This window comes from Microbacterium sp. GbtcB4, assembly GCF_019091465.1.
GTDB lineage: Bacteria > Actinomycetota > Actinomycetes > Actinomycetales > Microbacteriaceae > Microbacterium > Microbacterium paraoxydans.
This window is the reverse complement of the sequence record NZ_JAGXJJ010000280.1, coordinates 1-254: the sequence shown is the minus strand read 5'-3', so window position 1 is coordinate 254 and position 254 is coordinate 1. Positions and strand designations below refer to the sequence as shown.

Below are 254 nucleotides of genomic sequence, written 5' to 3'. Positions count from 1 at the left end.
TACCTCCCCGGCTCCCCCACCGAGAAGGCGCTGTCGAACGACAACCTCTTCGTGTTCCCCATCCTGATGACGGGCTTCGCGGGGCCGAAGATCTATCAGCAGAAGGTGCTGATGATCGGCATCGTAATCGCCCTGATCCTCCGCGGCGTCTTCATCGCCGTCGGTGCGACCCTCATCGAGCACTTCTCCTGGATCTTCTACGTCTTCGGCGCGCTGCTGCTCTTCCTCGCGTACCCCCAGGCCTTCAGCACCCA

General features: G+C 62.2%; 1 pseudogene. It reads left to right on the top strand.

The features are described from left to right. Positions 1 to 254 (top strand): annotated as a pseudogene (locus KVS71_RS17910) (TerC family protein); the annotation flags it as partial.